The 3,356-nt window shown below is 41.9% G+C and carries 6 protein-coding genes; all 6 read left to right on the forward strand.

Annotated elements, in window-relative coordinates; genetic code table 11:
- Positions 1 to 294 (forward strand): phosphodiester glycosidase family protein (locus FJR38_RS04875; protein ID WP_168535742.1); only part of this gene is annotated, 294 nt, incomplete at its 5' end.
- Between the two features lie 206 nt (positions 295 to 500).
- Positions 501 to 920 carry a cupin domain-containing protein gene (locus tag FJR38_RS04880; RefSeq protein ID WP_168492286.1) on the forward strand — a complete coding sequence of 140 codons (420 nt, stop codon included), beginning with the start codon at positions 501 to 503 and terminating at the stop codon, positions 918 to 920.
- A gap of 179 nt (positions 921 to 1,099) precedes the next feature.
- Complete coding sequence (locus FJR38_RS04885; protein WP_168492285.1) at positions 1,100 to 1,450, forward strand: iron-sulfur cluster assembly accessory protein; 351 nt, start codon at positions 1,100 to 1,102, stop codon at positions 1,448 to 1,450.
- A gap of 183 nt (positions 1,451 to 1,633) precedes the next feature.
- Positions 1,634 to 2,017: a 30S ribosomal protein S12 gene (gene rpsL / locus FJR38_RS04890; RefSeq protein ID WP_168492283.1), complete on the forward strand. Its 384-nt coding sequence runs from the start codon at positions 1,634 to 1,636 to the stop codon at positions 2,015 to 2,017.
- A gap of 252 nt (positions 2,018 to 2,269) precedes the next feature.
- Positions 2,270 to 2,740: a 30S ribosomal protein S7 gene (rpsG, locus tag FJR38_RS04895; RefSeq protein ID WP_168492282.1), complete on the forward strand. Its 471-nt coding sequence runs from the start codon at positions 2,270 to 2,272 to the stop codon at positions 2,738 to 2,740.
- 177 nt (positions 2,741 to 2,917) lie between these two features.
- Positions 2,918 to 3,356 (forward strand): GTP-binding protein (locus FJR38_RS28175; protein ID WP_371418145.1); only part of this gene is annotated, 439 nt, incomplete at its 3' end.

Genomic DNA, 3,356 nt, shown 5'->3' on the forward strand with positions numbered 1-3,356 from the left:
TTCAGCCCAGCTTTTATGAGAGGTCAAGCAGTTCGTAGTAGTATTTGTACCACTAGCACAGGTAATTTAAGGATTGCTGCTGTACATAATCGTGCTGGGGGTGGTGGACCAACTTTGGCTGAACAAGCAACATTAATGCAGACAATGGGTTGTATTAATGCCTTAAATTTAGACGGTGGTAGTTCTACCAGTCTTTATTTAGGCGGTCAATTACTTGATCGTTCCCCCAATACTGCGGCTCGTGTTCACAACGCTATTGGCATTTTCATATCACCAAAAGCTGCTAAAAAATAACCCTTTTTGATTTGTCAATTTTGAAGTTGAGAACAAGTCAGGTTTTTCTTTGATGAAGACTTTGATAAACACATTCATTTGAGCAGGAAATTTTACCAGTTGCGGCTGGGTTTTGCTATGTTTGTCAGGGTAGCTAAATCCTGCCATTTGTTCTATTAACTATCAAAACTAAAAACGAGTTTGTTATGTCTCCATCTGAGGTAACTATGGCTAAAGTATCAGAAACCGTGCCAACGAATACTCTCACTCTGCAACCAACAATTAATTCTAGAAGTATTGCCGCTAGTGAATTACGTCCTTGGGGTTCTTTTACAGTCTTGGAAGAAGGACGCGGATATAAAATTAAGCGAATTGAAGTCAAACCTGGACATCGCCTCAGTTTACAAATGCACCACCACCGGAGTGAACATTGGATTGTTGTTTCCGGAACAGCTAAAGTAGTTTGTGGCGATCGCGAAATTTTATTAAGCAATAATCAGTCAACCTATGTACCTCAATGCACTACTCATCGGTTAGAAAATCCGGGAGTGATTCCTTTGATCTTGATTGAAGTCCAAAATGGCGAATATCTGGGAGAAGATGATATTATTCGCTATCAAGATGACTACGCTCGTTCTGAAAAATAGAAATGATGGGGAACTTAGTAACCAAAATTTAAATTTCCAATTTGGGATTTGAGATGGAATCCTTGAAAATCCCAAATCTCTTTCCTTTGCCCCATGGTAAAATTTCTTAATCCTCCCTGTTTTTCAATTCTAAATTCCTGTAATATTAATTATGGGATTCTCGTTACCTCAAAAATTCCATGATTCATTTGAGTCCAGCCGCTGTTAATGAGATCAGGCGCTTAAAATCTAAGCAACCATCGAATATCTTATTTCGCTTACGGGTGAAATCTGGAGGCTGTGCTGATTGGTTTTATGATCTGGCTTTTGATACAACAGTAAACTCTGAAGGCGATCGCACGACGCAAGCCATAGATACAGTTTTAGAGTTACAAGGTATTCCTGTAGTCATAGACTCCGAAAGCCTAGATTACATTAATGGATTGTCAATAGATTATTCAGAAGACTTGATGGGTGGAGGTTTTCGCTTTCAGAACCCCCAGGCAATATCTACTTGTAGCTGCGGCAATTCTTTCTCGATTAGTCAGTAGTCAATGGTTAGGAATTTTCTCTTACCTGTTCCTCCGCAGTCGCTCCACTTGGGGAGACCCCAAGACCGCGCTGCTCTCTCTTCCCTGTTCCCTTCCAAAATGATTGACATAAAATCAGAAAAAAAGATATAATCAGGATTTGTTAAAACTTAGATCATAAAGCAGCTTCACGCGCTGTAACTCATGCCAACAATACAGCAGCTAATCCGTACTGAGCGCGAACTAGCGCGGCAGAAAACCAAGTCCCCTGCTCTGAAACAATGTCCCCAACGCCGGGGCGTTTGTACCAGAGTATACACAACAACACCTAAAAAACCCAACTCAGCACTCCGCAAGGTTGCCAGAGTAAGACTTACCTCTGGATTTGAAGTGACAGCTTACATCCCAGGTATCGGTCATAACTTACAAGAACACTCTGTAGTTATGATTCGTGGTGGTCGGGTCAAAGACTTGCCCGGTGTTAGATATCATATAATCCGTGGCACATTAGATACAGCCGGAGTTAAAGACCGGAAACAAGGCCGTTCCAAATATGGAACAAAGCGCCAGAAAGCAGGTAAAAAATAGGTAAGAGACGGTTTATCGCCTTAACTACGATTAACCGTCCTACCTAAAACTGCATAAAACAGAAAATCTAGCAGTCACGAATTTAAAAAAAATCAAACTGCACCTGGCATTAAAGCAAACAAATAGCCATAGCGTGGCGCAAGCCATAGACAAAAACGCGGGAAAATTAAGCGGCTAATTCAACCGCTTTTAGTCTCCTGCGTTCTGATAACATATAATTTCGTTGCCAAATTCCGCATTTAAGGATGAAGTATGTCTCGTCGTGGTGTTAGTCAAAGGCGCTCAGTTCCGCCTGACTCAGTATATAATAGTCGCCTTATCAGCATGATGATGCGACGGATAATGCGTCATGGCAAGAAATCACTTGCCGCAAGAATAGTTTATGACGCTTTGAAAACTATTGAGGAACGGACTGGTAGTAGTCCTTTAGAAACCTTTGAAAGAGCAGTGCGTAACGCAACACCATTAGTAGAAGTGAAAGCTCGCCGGGTTGGTGGAGCAACTTATCAAGTACCAATGGAAGTACGCTCAGACCGTGGTACAACTCTAGCATTGCGCTGGTTAGTACAGTATTCGCGTCAACGTCCAGGTAGAACCATGGCTGGTAGACTAGCTAATGAGTTAATGGATGCTGCAAATGAGAGCGGTAGTGCTATTCGTAAGCGGGAAGAAACGCATCGGATGGCGGAAGCAAATAAAGCATTTGCACACTATCGTTACTAAATAGAAAAAGATATATCGCTTGATGCTATGCGGTATATCAAAGGATTTATAGCTGATGCCCAAGAAAGGTAACAGCTTTGCTACGCTAACGGAAAAGACGGTTTTCCGTAAAAGTATAGAATCTTAACAAAGAGTAATATACAAGATATCATGAGGCCAAAACGATAGGAGGTAACTGTGGCACGCACGAACCCGCTAGAGAAAGTACGCAATATCGGCATTGCGGCGCATATAGATGCGGGAAAAACAACGACAACAGAGAGAATACTATTTTACTCTGGGATAATTCATAAAATTGGTGAAGTTCACGAAGGAACTGCTGTCACCGACTGGATGGAACAGGAGCGGGAGCGGGGAATTACCATCACTGCTGCGGCGATTAGTACATCTTGGAAAGAACATCAAATTAACATTATTGATACTCCTGGTCACGTAGACTTCACAATTGAAGTTGAACGTTCCATGCGAGTATTAGATGGTGTAATAGCTGTATTTTGTTCCGTAGGTGGTGTACAACCACAATCAGAAACAGTATGGCGACAAGCAGACCGTTATAAAGTACCTCGCATCGCCTTTATTAACAAGATGGATCGCACTGGTGCGAACTTCTATAAAG

Origin of the sequence: Anabaena sp. UHCC 0253, from assembly GCF_009712085.1 — a bacterium.
Lineage (GTDB): Bacteria > Cyanobacteriota > Cyanobacteriia > Cyanobacteriales > Nostocaceae > Dolichospermum.